The following is an 18,242-nucleotide window of genomic DNA, read 5'->3' on the forward strand; positions in this document are numbered from 1 at the left end:
GCCGGCTACATTGATGAAGGAAGCGAGCAATATCCGCTACCTATCACACATCAAAGCGCTATATAGCTTAGCCTATTAATTCCGTGCATATATGCCGCATCCGCGGTACAAGCCCTTTATTCCCGATTCTGGGGATGAAGGGCTTTTTTTCGGTTAAAAAGACAGGCCCTGCGAAAGGGCCCGCCTGATTTTCACTCTATATTACTATGCTTGGCATAAGTCAGTTCGTGGCTGATGGACTGGGACAATGAATAATCCAGGCATACGGCATCACACAAAACATGTACGCATTGATCAAATAACGAGCTTAGCGGCTGAACGCTTTTCGTTTCATGCATCAAGCGGTTTTTCGTGGCAGCGGGGATCACCACAACCTCATGAGACACCTTCGCTAACCCGGATTGGTCATTCGTCGTGATGGCGAACACCTTACAGCCGATTTCCCTGCCTTTCGCGGCGGTCGAAATCACGCCTTTCGTCATGCCGCTCCCGCTGATGGCTATGATCAGGTCGCCTTTGGCAATCGCAGGCGTTATCGTCTCCCCGACCGCATATACGTTCAAGCCTAGATGCATCAATCGCATCGCGAAGGCTTTAGCCATGAAGCCCGACCTTCCCTCCCCCGTGATAAATATCCTTTGATCCGGCTGTAAACTCTTTACGAGCAAGTCCGTTGCAGCTTCATCCATATTGCGGAATACTCCGTTCACTTCCGATAAAATAGTGGCGATTTCCGTTTTCATAACGAATTCACGTCCTTCTTTATATTGATCGCTTCCTTGAAACGTCTGGCAGCGTGCGCTGGCTGCTTCGCTTTTGTAATCGCCGAGCCGATGATCAGGACATCGAGCCGATCGGCAATCATTGCGGGCAACGAGGTGAGGGTGATTCCTCCAGCAGCCGCCCTCATCGATCCAGCGTGCTGCCTCATGTGGATCAAGGCTTGCCCCCCATTCTCCTGGCTATCCTTGCTTACATGCTCACAGAAAATGGCCTGATCGTAAATCTGTAATTGTTCAAGCCGGGTATCGGACACATTCAGCAAATCAATCATGATCTGCTTTTTGTATTCACGTGCCTTTTCCAAACATGCTTGGATCGTTACATCCGATGCCGCACCCATCACCGTTGCTATATCGGCACCGTTTTGAAAGCAAAGCTCCATTTCGTATGCCGCATTATCAATCGTCTTCATGTCAGCTACGATTTTTTTATCAGGAAAGTGCGCGCTCATTTGTTTGACGCTATTCATGCCGAACTCTTTAATCAAGGAGGTCCCCACTTCAATCCAGTCTATCGATGACTCCACGGTACGAGCCATTTCAATGGCTTCGTCCATATTCATCCTGTCCAATGCCAGCTGTATCATCAAGACGTGACCACCTCCACGGGTTTGGCTGCGGTAATTACTGGCTTTTTGACCATCAACGTCAGTATCGCGGAGATCAATAAAGATCCGGCCATGAATACATACGATGCTCCAGGCCCGCCAGTCAAGCCGTTTAAATATCCGACGAAGTAAGCACCTACAAATGAGCCTAGCGCACCCATGCTATTGATCAGGGCCATTGCCCCTCCAGCGACATTCCTTGGAAGGATTTCCGGAATGATGGCAAAAAACGGGCCATAAGGGGCATACATCGCACCGCCGGCAATGACCAATAATGCGTAGGAAAGCCAGAAATTTGCGGTTCCGATCATGAAGGAGCCAAAAAACGCGATTGCCCCGACGAGCAGCGCTGCCCAGACGAAGGTTTTCCGGTTTAATGTTTTATCCGAGAAGTAGGATAGCGCCAGCATCGCAATGACCGCCAACAGATAAGGGCCCGATGAAAGCCAGCCGGTCGCGACAATATCCAGATTCGATGCCTGCTTGATGATGGACGGCAGCCACATGACGAAGCCATATACCCCGATGCTCCACATGAAGTATTGGATGCTGAGTATGACGACCTGTCTCGACTTGAATGCCTCCCGATAATTTTTCACCGGTTTTAAAGCGGCCTGTTCTGCTTGAAGCACTGCTTCCATATCTTTTTTCTCCTGGGCGGTCAGCCACTTGGCATCTTTAGGACGATCATTGACGACCTTATACCAGATGAATGCCCAAAGCACTGCAGGCAGTCCTTCAATGATGAATAGCCATCTCCAATCGAATGCCTTCAGCAGGTAGCCGGAAAGGATCGACATCCATAAAACGGTAACGGGATTCCCCAGGATTAAAAAAGTGTTGGCCCGGGAACGTTCTTCTTTTAAAAACCAGTGGCTGAGGAAAACGAGCATAGCAGGCATAACAGCGCTTTCAACGACCCCGAGCAAGAAGCGGATCGGATACAGCCAGCCCACGCTTGTCGCCATGCCCGTCAAGGTCGCAAGCCCTCCCCATAGGATCAAGCTCCAGAAAATAAGCTTTTTCGCGCTTTTCTTTTCAGCATAGTGTGCACCTGGCACTTGGAAAAAGAAATACCCAAGGAAAAACAGCGCAGCCAGGAAAGACGACACACCAGCTGTGATGTTAAGGTCCTCTCCCATCCCGCCTGCTACGCCAAAGCCATAATTGGCCCTGTCAAGATAAGCAAGACTATATGTGATGAACACCAACGGGATCAATCTCATCCACCTTTTTCGCGAAGCTACCTGCAATTGAGAGGTTTTCATGATTGAAGCACTCCTTTTCTCATAAAGTGTTCCAGCTCTGCCCGATCCGGAAGACCCTCATGATCTCCAGATGACATCACGGCTTTCGCTCCTATCGCATTTCCCCGTACCACCGCTTCTTCATACGATTTCCCTTCCAATAAGGCGCTTATTACCCCGACGGCAAAGCCATCTCCTGCGCCCACCGTATCTTTGACCTCCGTAACGGCAAAGCCCGCTACATCCTTCCTTTCCTTTTCAGTTGCCATATAGGCGCCCTCTTCGCCAAGCTTGATCACCACAAGCTTAACCCCTTGATCGAGATAATAACTGGCGATATCCTCCTTCCTGCTGTAGCCTGTAAGGATTGCGCCTTCCTTGATTCCGGGAAGCAGCCAATCCGCTTCCCTTGCAAACCTATTGACGATATCGATCATTTCCCGTTCACTCGACCACAATGTCGGCCGGAGATTCGGATCGAATGATACAGTAACTCCCTTTTGTTTCAGATCATTCAAGACCTGCCATGACAACTCCCTGAAACTGCCGGAGATGGCAGCTGGTATCCCGGTTACATGCAGATGCTGGGTCACCGGAAGCTGCTCCAGCGGAAAATCCTTCAAGGAAATCTTGCTGGCACTCGAATTTCTCCTGTAATATTCAACGACCGGATCTCCCTTCTCGACTTTTGATTTCAGCTGAAAGCCTGTTGGATGCTCAGGATCCGTTAATACGTGGGAAACATCCACGTCTTCGTTTGTTAGCGTTTTCAAAATCATCCGTCCGAACGAATCGGCCCCGACCTTGCTCATCCATGCCGTTTTGATCCCTAACCTTGACAGGCCGATCGCTACATTGACCTCGGCTCCTGCCACAAACCGCTTATAACGCATGCATTCATCGAGGCTGCCCGGTTCTTCGGCAATGAACATTGCCATTGCCTCTCCCATCGTCAGTACTTTAAGCTCGTTCATGGCTGACCTCCTGTTCGATTTTCATGAGTGAAATATACGTCGCTGCATTTTCCAAAGTGATCGGAAATTCAATCGCTACCGGACAATTCCGGTTAAACTTTTCCAATAATTCATTTACCTCCGGCAGCAGCGGTACTGCCACCGGCTCGGTCACCCACCCCTCATTGACCCGTTTCACTTGCTTCAAATGAACATAAGAGACATATTCTGCCAGCTCTCGTGCCGCCAGTAACGGCTCCTCGCCCGTATACAGCCAATTCCCTGTATCAAACGTCATTCCAATCGGCGTATCCAACGCTGCGGAACGGCCCAGGAAATCAGTGATTGCCTGTAGATTTCCGCCGCCAGGCGTTTGATCGTTCTCGATGGTGATTGCCAGCCCCTCATTTGCCCAATTTTCCGATAATAGCTCATTCACGTACCTCATATTGGTTTCCTTGATATGGTAGGATCCCAGAGGCACCTTTAGCAAAACAGCTCCCAGCTCCTGCGCTTCCCCTATCAATCGCTTGAAACCCCGTTCATTCAATTGGTGATTGGATGCGAACAGGAATTCAGGCGCAGAATAATAAGCGACCAAGTTAAGCTTCCGGCATAAGGCCCCCAGCTCTTCCAGCGAATCCTCCGCCGTCAGAAGCTCTTTTCTGATTTCGATCCCATCAGCTCCAGCGGCTGCTAAACGTTTTATGATTTCAAGATGTCCGAGCGCTTGGAGCCTTTCAGTCGGTATTGCGTTCATGCATACAAATACGTTCATATTCTTCCTCCTGCCCTTCGAAATGGTATCGGTACCATTTCGTGAGTTAATAAAGTCTTCAACCTTGGAAGACTTATGATTTTGGTATGAATGGCGTCGTTTCCCTTATATTCATTTTGGCTTGATAGGCGACTGTCTGGGCTGGAGACACTTGGCCATCAATCCGGCGCAGGATCATTTCCATGGCAGCGACCCCGATTTGATAGGTCGGCTGTTCAATCGTTGATATGCCCGAATAAACAATCGTGCTCCACTCTGGATTATCAAAGCCCATCATGGCCAAATCTTTCGGAACCGACAATTTCCTTTCTTGTAAAAGCAAAATCAGTTTTAATAACACCACACTATTTGCCGTCAATATCGCCCTTGATGCTCCTTCCGACTTCTCTAAAAAATGCAGGAGCTTGGTTTCGACATCTTGTAAATCGTCGACATTCACTTCATAAACATCATTTGAACTAGGGTGGCTTCTGCTCAGCAGCGTTTGCTGAAACGAGAGCCTCCGTTCATGCCTCGTACTGATCTTGCTTGCTGGTTCGCTGAAAAACGCGATTCGTTCATAGTTTTGATCGATGAGAAAATGGACCGCCTGTGAAGTGGCCTGAAAATTATCCAATCCCACCGTATCGATTTCAAGATCAGGCACCTTCCGATCCAGCAGGATGATCGGCGTCTTCTGCTCCTGCAGCTGAATTAACATGTCGTGATTCCCGCCAGTCGTATGAAGGATGAGACCATCAATGCGATGGGATAAAAGCATTTCGAAATATCCTCTTTCCTTCTCCGGATTATTATCCGAGTTGCAAATCATCAGATTATAGCCATTCTGGCTGCATATATCTTCAGCCCCCCGAAGGATGGCCGTCGTATAAGGATTATTGATATCCGCGACGATGATGCCAATCAAATAGCTCTTATTGCTTTTCAGCCCTCTTGCCATGGTGTTCGGGCGGTATTCCATCTGGCTGATCGCCCGTTCGATTTTCTTGCGGGTTTTGTCAGAGAGTTCGTCATACCTGCCGCCTAAATAGCGGGATACCGATGTCTTTGATACACCTGCTTCCCTAGCGACGTCGTAAATTGTCACTTTTGAGCTTTCTCGTTTATTCATTGCATTCATCCATTCGCGAATTTTTGGAACCGGTTCCATTTTTATAAATAGTAACACATTACCAATCAATGTCAATCCATATTTTTCAAACTTTTTTTCTGGACTTTCAAATTCCTATATTAAAAATATTATTAATGCTGCATAACAGGAACATATTCTATATGGATGATCATGACAATCAGCTGTTTGGGTGCTGCGATCGGAGGATACTTTCATTATTCCAGTATTACACCTTAGGGCAGATTTAATAGTCGGCGGCTCGCTTGGACTGTAAATCCGTTAACCGATTTTCACCTAGGCGAAGGACAATCCCAGAGCGATACTTTTCGCCTTAACTAACTATCAAGGAGCCATTTTTTTGAAAAAACGGCTCCTTTCCTGGAATGATTTTACATCTGGCTCGGTGCTGAAATCCCCAATAATCGCAGCGCATCCTTCAAGACGATCGCTACGCAGGAAGCAAATGAGAGCTTCATTTGCTTCCACTCATCATCGACCAATACCTTGGTATGTGCATAATACTTATTGAAGGCACGTGCCAGCTGCAGGCTGAATTTGGCTATTTGTGATGGATCGGCTTGTTCAAAGGATTTTTGGACAGTGATCGGGAACTGCTCAAGCAGCTGGATCACGGGCCAGGCATATTCGCCTAGCGCATCAAACTCGATGGCCCGCTCTTCGAATTGCCCCTTTTCAAGCAAGGATGAAATTCTTGCATGGGTGTATTGCACATACGGGCCCGTTTCGCCCTCGAAATTCATCATTTGCTCCAATGAAAAATCGATATCATTCATCCGATGATTCTTTAGATCATTGAAGATCACCGCTCCGACACCAACCTGCTTCGCCACCAGCTCCTTCTGCTTTAGCGCTTGGTTTTTTTCTTCAATGTTCCGTTTCGCCGTTTCGATGGCCTCATCCAGCACATCCGCGAGCAGTACGACCTTCCCTTTCCGTGTCGACATTTTCTTGCCGTCCTTCAGCATCATGCCAAACGCGACATGCTGTAAGTCACAAGACCAATCATATCCCATCTTCCCGATCACCTGGAAAAGCTGTTTAAAGTGCAAGGATTGTTCATTTCCGACGACATAAAAGGTTTTCTTGGCATCATACTGTTTTTTGCGATACAGTGCCGCAGCTAAATCCCGTGTAGCATAAAGCGTCGCCCCGTCCGTCTTCGTGATCAGACAAGGAGGCATATCCTCCAGCTCGACGACAAATGCGCCCTCCGATTGGGTAAGCAATTTCTTTTCCTTGAGTTGATTGACGACAGCATCCATTTTGTCATTATAAAATGCTTCGCCTGCAAAAGAATCGAAACGAATGCCCAATACATCATAGATCAAAGCAAATTCCTTCAGCGAAGCATCCCTGAACCACTTCCAGAGGGCGAGCGACTCTTCATCCCCATTTTCAAGCGCCTTGAAGCTTGCGCGTGCTTGGTCGTTCAATGATTCATCCGTTTCTGCAACAGCATGGAACTTCACATAAATTTTCAATAATTCTTGAATCGGGGAAGCTTCGATCGCCGCTTTGTCTCCCCAGAGCTTATAGGCAACGATCAATTTGCCGAATTGCGTGCCCCAATCCCCCAAATGATTGATCCGCACGACTTGGTAGCCATTCTTTTCAGCTAGGTTAGCCAATGCGTTCCCAATCACCGTCGAGCGCAAATGCCCCATCGAAAACGGCTTGGCAATATTCGGCGAGGAATAATCGATCACGACATTTTCCTTAACAGACTTCATCGATCCATACTGTTCCTTTTCACGTAATATTTCTTGCAGCACATTTTCCGTCACCGATTGCTGATTGACGAAGATATTGACATACCCCGACACTGCATGCACTTCCCGGATCATTTCATCGCTTAACCTCCCAGCCACTTCTGAAGCGATCGACTGTGGTGACCTTCTCAATTTCTTGGCAAGCGTAAAGCATGGAAAAGCCATATCCCCCAACTCTGCCATTTTAGGCTTTTCAATCATTTTTTCGATTTCACTTGCGGTCCATTCATGGTTTAATGCAGTTGAAAGTAAAGCTGCAATTGATTGATTCATCGACATTTTCCCTCCTAAACAAAAAAGCCCCCGTCTCTTGATAAGAGACGAGAGCATGGATTCCCGTGGTACCACTCTAGTTGCCACAAACCTGTGACCACTTTCCATTGTTAACGAGGTGACTCCCCGATATTCCCTACTACTGTTTCAAGAAATTCCTCCAAAGTGCGCTTCATCCATCCGTCCTGCACCAGGCTCGCACCATCCCTGACTCGCTTGCCAATTCCAATGGATTACTCTCTTCATCACCGAATTTTCAATATTATGATTTCATCCATCGTACACAATTTGGTTAACCATGTCAATATCCGCTTAGCCGGTCGGTGCCTTCATTTTATCCTTGATTGTGGACAAATAATTCCTTACGGCCCCGATGGCGGTAGGCGGCAAAACCGCAGGCGCTGATTCAGCCTGACCGTCGGCATGGCAAGCAGCATCCGTAAGCTCAGGCGAATAAATGCTCATGCCATCCATGATTCTCCGAATCGAGCAGGCCAGCTCGTCACTCGGGTCATCCTTCAATAAATAACCACTTACCTTGGCTTTTCTTGCTAGTTGAAAATGACCCTCCCGCCGGAACGTCGTTAAAATGATCACCTTGCATTCAATCGCCTTTAAAGCTTCCGCTGCCTCAAGCCCGCTCATGACAGGCATCTCCATATCCATGATGCAGACATCCGGATGCAATTGGTGCACAAGGGCAATCGCTTCCTCCCCATTGCTGGCCTGACCGACGATTTCTATATCTTCTTCAAGATCGAGTAGAGAACTGATCGCTTCCAAAAGCATTTCCTGATTCTCTGCAATCACGATTCGAATCACTTTACGTTCCCTCCCTGATCGATTAACCAACAAAGACTCCCCCAAATCCAAGGATCATGAAGGGAGCCCGCACTCATTCATTGTGTCATAGTTCAGATTTCACTTGAACAGGGACACTTTTTTTCGTTACATATTTTATGTCCTTAAAGCTAACAAAATTCTTGTTTTCTTCATCCCATAAGCGGAAACGGAGCGACTGCAGGCTTGTTGCAAGCGTGATCGTCGGGACGTTCTCCAAAGGCTGCGTATTATTGTGGGCTATTTCCAACTTATAGTTAGGAACCCTCGGACTCAAATGATGCACATGGTGGTAGCCGATATTCCCTGTAAGGAACTGCATCAATTTCGGAAGCTTATAAAACGAACTTCCCTCCACTGCTGCCAGCACATATTCCCACTCCTCATTTTCTTCAAAATAAGAGTCCTCGAAGGTGTGCTGGACGTAAAACAGCCAAATACCCACTGAACCTGAAACCATGAAGATCGTGCCTTGAACCAGAAGGAACGACTGCCAGCCTACTGCCAGGCAAAGCAATGCAACTAAAACGGCGATTATTGCATTCGTCAAATACGTATTCATTTTTTCCTTCTTCCTAGCACCTTTACGGTTGAACCTGTTTTTAAGAAGGAAAACGTAAATCGGACCCAAGCCAAACATCACGAATGGATTGCGGTAAAAACGATAAGCCAAACGAAGCCTAAGGGGCGCTGCCAAATATTCATTCACCGTAAGGGTCCAAATATCGCCTGTCCCCCGCTTATCCAAGTTGCCGCTCGTCGCGTGATGGACCGAATGCTCATGACCCCATTGATCAAAAGGAAACAAAGTCAAAACACCCATACAGGTCCCGACCATTCTATTTACACGGCGGTTTTTGAAAAATGAATGATGGGTACAATCATGAAAAATGATGAATATCCGTGTCAGGAAGCCCGCAGCCAGTATGGCCGGAACCAAAGCCAACCAATATGATACGGAAAGGCTTATATAAGCAAGGTACCATAAAATAACAAACGGCCCGATTGTATTGATGATCTGCCAGATACTTTCCTTTGTCGTTGATTGTTCAAAAGGAGCAATTTGTTTTCTCAAATTCTTCGTATTTTGTATAGTCATTAATCAATTGCACTTCCCTTTATATGTCGTAATTTCATTATAAGAAAAGGAAAGGGACATTTTTAGTACCAGGTGTCATGACAAGCAGATGACATATGTCATATACTGAATTTTTCCAACTGCGCATCTTTTCCAAACGAAAATCGGCGAAACCTCAGCTCCGTTCCGCCCTCCTTTCCTGCGATTAGGATGCATCAATCCGCCAGTATTGCTTTTTTCTGCGAATTTGGAGCTTTTAACTGTGAATTTTGTTTTTTGTCTATGAATTTGATGCTTTTTCTGCAATTTCTGCTTTTTATCTACGATTTTGATGCTTTTATCTGCGATATCTGCTTTTTATCTACGAGTTTGATGCTTTTATCTGTGTTTCCGCTTTTCATCTACGGCATTGCACCTTTTATCTGCGATATCTGCTTTTTATCTACGAGTTTGATGCTTTTATCTGCAATTTCTGCTTTTTATCTACGAGTTTGCACCTTTTATCTGCGATTTCTGCTTTTTAACTACGAGTTTGCACCTTTTATCTGCGATTTCTGCTTTTTATCTACGATTTTGCACCTTTTATCTACATTTCTGCTTTTTATCTACGAGTTTGATGCTTTTATCTGCAATTTCTGCTTTTTATCTACGAGTTTGATGCTTTTATCTGCAATTTCTGCTTTTTATCTACGATTTTGCACCTTTTATCTACATTTCCGCTTTTTATCTACGAGTTTGATGCTTTTATCTGCAATTTCTGCTTTTTATCTACGATTTTGCACCTTTTATCTACATTTCCGCTTTTTATCTACGAGTTTGATGCTTTTATCTACATTTCTGCTTTTTATCTACGAGTTTGATGCTTTTATCTGTGTTTCCGCTTTTCATCTACGGAATTGCACCTTTTATCTGCAATTTCTGCTTTTTATCTACGAGTTTGATGCTTTTATCTGCGATATCTGCTTTTTATCTACGGAATTGCACCTTTTATCTGCGATTTCTGCTTTTTATCTACGAGTTTGATGCTTTTATCTGCAATTTCTGCTTTTTATCTACGAGTTTGATGCTTTTATCTGCAATTTCTGCTTTTTATCTACGAGTTTGATGCTTTTATCTGCGATTTCTGCTTTTTATCTACGAGTTTGATGCTTTTATCTGCGATTTCTGCTTTTTATCTACGAGTTTGATGCTTTTATCTGCGATTTCTGCTTTTTATCTACGATTTTGATGCTTTTATCTGCAATTTCTGCTTTTTATCTACGATTTTGCACCATTTCTCTTTCCTTCTTTCCACAATGTACCTGTGTTTTGTGATGATCCTGCATAGTACACTAGTGAATGATCAACATTTAAGGAGAATAGAATAATAGTGAAAAAACACTTTGGATGTCTTATTATGTTAAGCCTTCTTTGTATATGTTTCTTTCCAGCCAGTGGCAAGGCAGCAAGCAATGCCCTGTACGTTGGCTCGGTTAAAGCGGACAATGCAAAGGTTTATGGCTCTCCTGCACTCGGTTCCACTTTAATTAAGACCTTGAAGAAGGGCGAGCGTTTTCCCGTCATTTCGACTGTCGCCGGGGATTCGGCCAAGCCTATTATTCATACAGTAAAGCCTGGAAACACATTATGGAAGGTAGCCAATCAATATGGTGCTTCGATCAGTGCTATACAAAAAGAAAACAAATTGAGCTCTTCCAATATCATCGTTGGCCAAAAGCTGAAGATTCCTCAGAAATATAAGATACATACCGTTGTATCAGGTGATACATTGTGGAAAATCTCGAATAAATACGAGGTAGCCGCGGGTGATTTGACAAAATTGAATAACTTGCGGACAACTTCGCTTAACGTCGGGCAAAAATTGAAGATTCCCGATTATTACCACCAGATTTTATTGCTGGACGGTAAGAAGGGCTGGATCAAGAAATCAGCCTTCCCAAAGAAGGCGCAAAAGCGGATCGTCATGGGCTGGAAACATAATGGATCGCAGGAAAACTACACCCAGCAGCTTAAACAGCCCAACTTGAATGTAGTATCTCCCCGTTCCTATACATTGACGGATTCCGGTCATTTCGTTTCCGCTTCCGTTGATACAAAGTATGTCCAAGCCGCTCATAAACAAGGAAAACAGGTTTGGCAGCTGATTGGCAATAAATTCGATCCCGCTTTAACTGGTTCCGTACTGGGCAATGCAAAAAAACGTCAGAAATTGGTTGCCGCTTTGTGTGATTCGCTAGTTAAAACGAATAGTGATGGGATCAATGTGGATTTCGAAAACATCGATCCGAAAAACAAGAAAGACTTTGTCCTATTCATCAGCGAATTGAAAAAGGCGCTAAAACCTCATGGGATCACGATATCCGTGGATGTCACCCGGGAGAATGAAGATCCGTATTGGTCCAAAAGCCTTGATAGGAAAGAACTTGGCAAAATCGCGGATTATATCATCATCATGGGGTATGACGAACATTGGGGCGGAAGTCCAGTGGCTGGGTCGGTTTCCTCGTTGCCTTGGATCAAAGAAGGAACCAGGCTGTTGATGAAGGACGTACCTGCCCATAAAATCATCCTGGCGGTGCCATTTTATACCCGGGAATGGGTAACCGATCCATTGACCGGTAAAGTGACAAGCCATGACCGCAGCATGACCGAGGTCAACCGGATCGTTTCGGCTCACAAGCTTAAAAAGGTTTGGGATAAAAACACCTCACAAAATTACGTCGAATACACATCCAAAGGGGAAAAGCATCAAATCTGGATGGAAGATCAAAACTCGATGAAGCTCCGTCTTGATCTTGTTAGACAAAACCAACTAGGCGGTGTATCCGCTTGGTACATCGGATCGGAAACGCCTGACATTTGGGATGTTTACCATTTCAATCAATAGAAAAAGGCCTCACATGGTGTGGGGCCTTTTCTGCGTGACCTCATTTTCAATCGGCCTCGCCGTCTTGAGTGAATAAATCATTCCAAGAAAAATCAATGAAATGCCCACGATTTGAACCATATCCAGCACAAATCCCGTCAGCAGGATATCCAGTAGGATCGCAACTGCCGGATCGACAAACACCATGAACGATACTAGATTTGTAGGCAGCTGGCGAATGCTATTGAAAAACAGAAGATAAACGACGCCAGTATGGATGATGCCGGTCAGTACCGTATAAAACCATTGCGGGGCATGCAGCGTTGCGTACGCGTGAACATCGACAAACGGAAGCAGCACTAAAAAACCGATGAGCATTTGCAGGAACGTGGTGGCATACACACTCGTCTTAGTAATCGACTTTCCTAACAGCATCGTTGCCGCATAGAAGAACGCCGCAATGATTCCATACATGATTCCTTCCCATTCAGGAGAAGAAGATTGAAAGCCATCCGTCCCCATGATCAATAATGTGCCGATGAAACATAGGGATATGGCCAGGATCGAGAAAAAAGACAGCTTCTCCCTGAAGAGGAAGCTCCCCATGATCAGCACAATGATCGGGGCTAAATGATAAAGTGAAATCGCAATGGTCACGGAAATCAGCTCAAAGGATTTAAAGAGGAATATCCAATTTAACAAGTTGGCCACTGCGCAGGAAATGATCAACATTCCCTCCCTGACATCCCATTTCTCCCTTTTGAAATGTCCTGTAGCCACCCAAGCTGCACCTAAAAATATCGCTGCGCAGATACAGCGAACAAAAACCAGTTCCAATGCAGGAAGTCCCGTCCGTTCGGAAAAGAAACCGACGGAACCAAAAATCGCCATCGCCACGGACAGCTGAAGAACGGCCATTCTATTCATGCAGTCTCTCCTAATCTATTCGTTTAGCTTATGCTACCATTTTTCAGCCAAACCGTCACGGGCGCATATCATTTCAGCTTCTTCAATTGTGGCGTCCCAGTCAGGATCTTCCTGGTGCAACGTAAAAAGCTGCCCGTTCCATAGCGGGCAGCCAGCTTCATCGATTGCTCATGATAGGCGGTTCCAGTTCTTTTGGTATCAAGGCTTCGTACACTTCGCCATCCAGTCTTTCCTTCAATTCCCGCTTGGCCCTTTCAATGATTTCAGGATTCAGCAGCGCTGATATGGCTGTGCTTGCCAACGTTTTAGCTGCCAAGAGCGTTGCTTTATGTGCATATGATTGCTTGCCTTGTGCGACAACCTGCCAGGTGTGAAAGGGCGTGCCAAACGCCCATGTTGCGGTTGTGCATTGAGCAGTCGGCACATTCCAGCTGACATCTGCCACATCAGTCGAGCCTCCCATAAATGCCAGCTTTCCTGAATAAGGTGCAACGAAATCGACGATTGGTTTCTCGGATAGCCGTTTACCCAGCTCTTTTCCTGCCGATGATTTCGCTCCTTGTTTTTCTTCCTCGGTCAGCGAATCATACATGGCCTTGGCAAACCCCAATTCCTCGGCTGTGATTTCAGGAAAGCCAAGCTCCTCCATATGCTGCTGCATGATTTTTTCCAACGTCCTATTCGGGATCAAATTATGGCAAGACCCCTCGATCTGCACCTCGACATTCGTTTCTGTCATCCATGTCGCACCCTTTGCACAATCCACCACCCGCTGATAAAGTTTTTTCACTTGCTCCGGTTTAGGCGCACGTATTAAATAAGTGACCTCCGCTTCTGCCTGGACCACATTCGGTGCCACGCCGCCGGTATTCGTAACCGCATAATGAATGCGCGCTTCATCCACCATATGCTCTCGCAAATAATTCACACTCACATTCATCAGTTCTACGGCATCAAGTGCACTTCTGCCCAGATGTGGCGCTGCAGCCGCATGTGCACTCCGGCCCTTGAACGTAAAATGGGCATGGATGACGGCATTGGAATAAACGTGCATGACAGCATTCACGGTGCTTGGATGCCATGATAATGCAAGGTCGACTTCACGAAAAAGACCTTCCCTTGCCATGAATGACTTCCCATACCCGCTTTCTTCTGCAGGACAGCCGAAGTATTGCACGGTCCCTTTCAAATCATGCTCCTTCAGATAATCTTTAATCGCGATAGCGGCTGCAATCGAGCCGACACCGAGAAGGTTATGCCCGCAGCCATGACCATTTCCGTTTTGTAAGATCGGTTGATACGTCTCACTGCCAGCCCGTTGACTTAAGCCTGCCAGTGCATCGTATTCCCCCAATAAAGCGATGACCGGCCCGCCGTTTCCATAGCTGCCGACAAAACCTGTTTCCAGACCCGCAATGCCCCGTTCCACGGCAAACCCTTCAATTTCCAGTGTTTCGCATAACAAATCCGCCGAACAAAACTCTTCAAACCTGATCTCGGCATATTCCCATATTTGATCACTTAATTGTTTGTACCTATTACTTTTAGTCTCGATCAGCTTAGAAATTTCATCGGTCATGTTCATTCGGTTAACCTCGATTCTCCAGTTAATTTAGTTTGAACCACTTGAGTTTTTGGCCTGATAAGGAAAAGCGCGATGGAGCAAAGCAATGCAAAACAAATGAGCATGATGAAGGCCGCATTGTACGAACCGCCAAAGAAATCGACGAGGAAACCAATGAGCATCGGCGTCAGTACACCCGCAAACTGGGCCCCGGTATTGATGAAGCCATTAGCCGTTCCAACCACTTGTTCAGGAAGGATTTTCAAAGGAACGGTCGTGATTAAGATAATATTAAAGGATAATAACATCATGACTATGCTTTGATATACGACGAACATCGCAATGGAAGGCGCAAACGCCATCAAGTATAGGGATATTGCCGTCAGCAAACCAAAAACCGCGGCCAGGAGCTTGTCTTTTCCTTCCGGCAATCGATCTAAAATATACCCGCTTGCCAGCATGGCGATGATTCCCGCAAAAGCCGGGATGGCTGAAAAAACGCCAACGCTCGTTAAGTCCAAGCCTTTTACATTCAATAAATACGTAGGCATCCACGCCGACAAGCCCCAGTTGATCGCATAAATGCTGAAATAGGAGATGAATAAATTCCAAATCATCGGCGTTTTCAATACATCCCTTAATGGTGACTTTGTTGGAGGCACGGGCTTTGCTGTTTTTGCTTGGTTTTGTTCATGCAGGAAGAAATAAAACAACAGCGCAATGAAGATGCCGATTCCGCCGACCATATAAAAAATCATCCTCCAGCCAATGCTTTGCATCAGCATCGTGCCTATGATCGGAGAAACGACGCCCATGATTGTACCGGATGTAAGCATGATCGACATCGCTTTACTTCGTTCATTTCTCGGAAACCAATTCGCGATCCCTTTCGATGCAGCCGGAAAATAACTGCCTTCCCCTAATCCAAACAAAAAACGGATCAGAATGAGTGACCAGAATGACCAGGCCGAGCCCGTAAAAAACGTAAAGATTGACCATAATAACACGGCAATGATCAATACCTTTCGATACCCGAACTTATCGGCAAGCCAGCCGCCTGGAATTTGCATCAATGCATAACCAGCAAAAAAACTGCTTAAAACAATCCCCGTTGCTGATGCCGTTAACTGAAAATCCTCTGAAATCCCAAGAATGGCATAGTTCATGATAAACCGATCAAAGTTCCCAAGCGACCATCCTAAAAAAAGGATGGCGATGATGCCATACTTTACATTTCCCCTTGCGCCCATGCCTTCTCCCCTTCCATTCTTTTATAAACTACTATAACTTTATAATAGTCAGAACTTTCTAACAATGTTTACTTATCCATTAAAATGCTACTATCAATGTAGATTCCTACAATGCAAGGAGAGGATATTTATCGAAGGCATAAAGAAGATTTCCGCGTTTTTACAAGATATCTTGCAGCTTAGGCACTTCCAAATTTGGAAAATGGAGAATGGCGAGAGCGTTTCACTGTTGGCTTCGCATTCACTTACCTCAGCCTTTCAACATAGTGAATCCAATCTCTATTATGAATATGAAAATGGATTTGGCATCGCGATCGTAGCCCGTGAGCATCTACCCTCAATAAAGGATTTCGCGAAGGAACAGCCGCACCTATCGCAGCTGATCCATTCTTATTATCTTGAATGCATGCTAAGCAAGGAAAAACACATTAGAAAGAAACTGATGGAAAGCATACGCGATATTTCTTTTTTAGAAGATTTGGATGCTCTCCTGACCAAGATATTAGAGAATGCGCTCTCCGTAATTACGGCTGCGGATATGGGTGTACTTTGGATGTATGACGAAAAGGAAGAGATTCTCATGCCGAAAGCGTGGGCCGGCGGGCCGACGGAGGAAATACGAAAAATGCAGATGAAAGAGGGAGAAGGCATCATCGGAAGGACATTTAAAGAAAATAGATCCATCTTTTTGACCTCCCTTGAAGACATCGTTCAAGAAAGCTCATCGATAACCCGTAAGAACCTGGAACATTTACAGAATTCTTATCAGCCTGATACATTACAGGCGATCATCTCCGTTCCAATTGTCGTGGAAGGTAAAACGCTATGCGTGCTGATCATCTATCAGCATGGCCAGACTTCATTATTGACTACACAAGATCAGGAATTGTTGGAAAGCTTTTCAGATCAGGTTTCGATTGCCTTGACAAACTCAAGACTCTTTCAGCATTTGAAGGAGCAAAACCGCATGCTCATCAAACGGGATGAAATTCATGATACGTTCATGAAACTATCTTTGCAAAGTAAGGGATTGCTTGCTATTGCAAAGGAGCTAAGCAGAATGGTGAATCTTAAAATCGCCATTGTCGATTTTACCGCCAATCAACTATACTCGAATCCAGCATATTGGAACGACCCTTTCTCTGTGATGAAGCAAATTACTGACAGCAAAGCGCCTGCTTATCAGACCATGGAGATTTCCGGTCAAAAGCAAACCTACTACCTTCATCCGATCAATGCCATCAATACAATATTAGGCATGCTGATCATAGATGTAAATGAAGCTGAGCTTCCCCCTTTGACCAAAGTGATTTTTGAACAATCAAGCACTGTCATTGCCTTGGAAATGCTGCGTAAGCAAACACTGACCGATTCATTTTATAAAAAAATAAACGATCGCTTTCAAGAGCTCCTGTTACTGAAAGATCACTCACTACTATGTCAAAAAGCAACCGAACTCGGCATCGATCACGATTCTTACTATGTCGTAACGATTATTCAATTAAAATTCAATACCGATATCCAGTTCATGAATATGCAGGTGCACCGGCTTGTTTCTGATGTAAAAAAAACATTTCAACAGCAGGCTCCCGTCGTCTTTGGCTTTCAAGACAAAATTACTGTTTTATGTCAGTTCCCCAAGCATTTTGACTCGACTGACTTAAAAAACCGATTGAGCCTTTTACAATCGAATTGGCAGTTCGCTAACGAGGCTTCCCTCCAAATCGCAATCGGTTCCTGCACGGGGGACCTGGAAAGCATTTCTGTCAGCTACGCCGAGGCAGAAAAAACCATGGCTTTTCTCCAATCCAGACAATTAACCGGCATCATGCATTACCAGGATATCGGCATTAATCGCCTCTTTTTGCACCAATCCAAGGAAGAATTATCAGCATTTATCGATGAGGTGTTCCTTCCATTACAAGTGGAACAAGACAGAAACCATATGCTTGAAGAAACACTTCTTGTCTATATCCGCAATGATCGATCGGCTTCCATAACGGCCAAACAACTGCACATTCACGTGAATACCCTGTATCAACGCATTAAAAAAATCGAAGAAAAATTACATCTATCCCTTTCAACCCCAGAGGATCTATTGAAGATCCAGCTTGCCTGCTTTTTGAAGCAACAAACATGATTAGAAAAAAAAGAATCTCCTTTTCGAAATGAAGG

General features: G+C 45.4%; 15 protein-coding genes and 1 other annotated feature. Of the genes, 3 read left to right on the top strand and 12 right to left on the bottom strand.

Features of this window, described 5'->3' with window-relative positions:
- Nucleotides 1-79 (top strand): hypothetical protein (locus tag QNI08_RS21670; RefSeq protein ID WP_285766757.1); only part of this gene is annotated, 79 nt, incomplete at its 5' end.
- A gap of 112 nt (nucleotides 80-191) precedes the next feature.
- Here QNI08_RS21670 and hxlB read toward each other — a convergent pair.
- The 9 genes from hxlB to desA form a co-directional block, all read right to left on the bottom strand.
- Nucleotides 192-743 (bottom strand): 6-phospho-3-hexuloisomerase, encoded by a 552-nt coding sequence (gene hxlB / locus QNI08_RS21675; protein WP_285769431.1) that lies wholly within the window; start codon nucleotides 741-743, stop codon nucleotides 192-194.
- Complete coding sequence (gene hxlA, locus QNI08_RS21680; RefSeq protein WP_285769461.1) at nucleotides 740-1,369, bottom strand: 3-hexulose-6-phosphate synthase; 630 nt, start codon at nucleotides 1,367-1,369, stop codon at nucleotides 740-742. The genes hxlB and hxlA overlap by 4 nt, the downstream gene beginning before the upstream one ends.
- Entirely contained in the window at nucleotides 1,369-2,658 is a 1,290-nt protein-coding gene (locus QNI08_RS21685; protein ID WP_285769432.1) for an MFS transporter, read from the bottom strand. Before QNI08_RS21685 ends, hxlA begins: the two co-directional genes overlap by 1 nt.
- Nucleotides 2,655-3,611, bottom strand: a complete 957-nt coding sequence (locus tag QNI08_RS21690) for a sugar kinase (RefSeq protein ID WP_285769433.1) — start codon at nucleotides 3,609-3,611, stop codon at nucleotides 2,655-2,657. Before QNI08_RS21690 ends, QNI08_RS21685 begins: the two co-directional genes overlap by 4 nt.
- The gene (locus tag QNI08_RS21695; protein ID WP_285769434.1) at nucleotides 3,598-4,368 is read right to left on the bottom strand and encodes a sugar phosphate isomerase/epimerase family protein; all 771 of its coding nucleotides are present in this window, start codon (nucleotides 4,366-4,368) and stop codon (nucleotides 3,598-3,600) included. Before QNI08_RS21695 ends, QNI08_RS21690 begins: the two co-directional genes overlap by 14 nt.
- A 73-nt stretch (nucleotides 4,369-4,441) precedes the next feature.
- Nucleotides 4,442-5,479 carry a LacI family DNA-binding transcriptional regulator gene (locus QNI08_RS21700; RefSeq protein ID WP_285769435.1) on the bottom strand — a complete coding sequence of 346 codons (1,038 nt, stop codon included), beginning with the start codon at nucleotides 5,477-5,479 and terminating at the stop codon, nucleotides 4,442-4,444.
- Nucleotides 5,480-5,868: 389 nt separating this feature from the next.
- Entirely contained in the window at nucleotides 5,869-7,548 is a 1,680-nt protein-coding gene (gene argS, locus QNI08_RS21705) for an arginine--tRNA ligase (protein ID WP_483313809.1), read from the bottom strand.
- A gap of 34 nt (nucleotides 7,549-7,582) precedes the next feature.
- Nucleotides 7,583-7,800, bottom strand: a binding site (T-box leader).
- 54 nt (nucleotides 7,801-7,854) lie between these two features.
- A complete protein-coding gene (locus tag QNI08_RS21710; RefSeq protein WP_285769462.1) occupies nucleotides 7,855-8,364 on the bottom strand; it encodes a response regulator in 510 nt (169 codons plus the stop codon).
- 85 nt (nucleotides 8,365-8,449) lie between these two features.
- A complete protein-coding gene (desA, locus tag QNI08_RS21715; protein WP_285769437.1) occupies nucleotides 8,450-9,481 on the bottom strand; it encodes a Delta(5) desaturase DesA in 1,032 nt (343 codons plus the stop codon).
- A gap of 1,375 nt (nucleotides 9,482-10,856) precedes the next feature.
- On the opposite strand from desA, the gene QNI08_RS21720 reads away from it, so the two are divergent.
- Nucleotides 10,857-12,347 carry a LysM peptidoglycan-binding domain-containing protein gene (locus QNI08_RS21720; protein WP_285769438.1) on the top strand — a complete coding sequence of 497 codons (1,491 nt, stop codon included), beginning with the start codon at nucleotides 10,857-10,859 and terminating at the stop codon, nucleotides 12,345-12,347.
- Nucleotides 12,348-12,356: 9 nt separating this feature from the next.
- Here the strand turns inward: QNI08_RS21720 and QNI08_RS21725 are convergent, their stop codons facing one another.
- From QNI08_RS21725 to QNI08_RS21735, 3 genes are all read right to left on the bottom strand, one after another.
- Nucleotides 12,357-13,253, bottom strand: coding sequence for a DMT family transporter (locus QNI08_RS21725; RefSeq protein WP_285769439.1), 897 nt, complete (start codon nucleotides 13,251-13,253; stop codon nucleotides 12,357-12,359).
- 157 nt (nucleotides 13,254-13,410) lie between these two features.
- A complete protein-coding gene (locus QNI08_RS21730) occupies nucleotides 13,411-14,838 on the bottom strand; it encodes a M20 family metallopeptidase (protein ID WP_285769440.1) in 1,428 nt (475 codons plus the stop codon).
- The gene (locus tag QNI08_RS21735; protein WP_285769441.1) at nucleotides 14,835-16,067 is read right to left on the bottom strand and encodes an MFS transporter; all 1,233 of its coding nucleotides are present in this window, start codon (nucleotides 16,065-16,067) and stop codon (nucleotides 14,835-14,837) included. The genes QNI08_RS21730 and QNI08_RS21735 overlap by 4 nt, the downstream gene beginning before the upstream one ends.
- Nucleotides 16,068-16,296: 229 nt before the next feature.
- On the opposite strand from QNI08_RS21735, the gene QNI08_RS21740 reads away from it, so the two are divergent.
- Complete coding sequence (locus tag QNI08_RS21740) at nucleotides 16,297-18,207, top strand: helix-turn-helix domain-containing protein (RefSeq protein ID WP_285769442.1); 1,911 nt, start codon at nucleotides 16,297-16,299, stop codon at nucleotides 18,205-18,207.
- Nucleotides 18,208-18,242 lie beyond the last annotated feature (35 nt).

This window comes from Peribacillus folii (assembly GCF_030271255.1).
Lineage (GTDB): Bacteria > Bacillota > Bacilli > Bacillales > DSM-1321 > Peribacillus.